1 rRNA gene is annotated in these 313 nt (G+C 55.6%); it reads right to left on the minus strand.

Features of this window, described 5'->3' with window-relative positions:
* Nucleotides 1-313: ribosomal RNA gene (locus tag F8C76_RS20100) — 23S ribosomal RNA — on the minus strand; the annotation flags it as partial.

A 313-nucleotide genomic window follows, 5' to 3' on the forward strand; every position in this document is an offset into this window, starting at 1 on the left:
GGCTAGAAGCTTTTCTCGGCAGTGTGACGTCGCAGCCTTCGCTACTTTAATTTCGCTCCTCATCACGCCTTGTCCTTTATGAAAGCAAGCATTTGACTCGCTCTCAGACTTGACGCTTGAACGTGGTATCCAGCACCACGCGCTGCTAGCCTCCTGCGTCCCTCCATCGCTCATAACGATTCGGTGCAGTACAGGAATTTCAACCTGTTGTCCATCGACTACGCCTCTCGGCCTCGCCTTAGGTCCCGACTTACCCTGGGCGGACGAGCCTGCCCCAGGAAACCTTAGTCTTGCGGCGGACAGGATTCTCACC

The sequence above is a fragment of the Flagellimonas olearia genome, from assembly GCF_009184425.1.
Taxonomy (GTDB): domain Bacteria; phylum Bacteroidota; class Bacteroidia; order Flavobacteriales; family Flavobacteriaceae; genus Flagellimonas; species Flagellimonas olearia.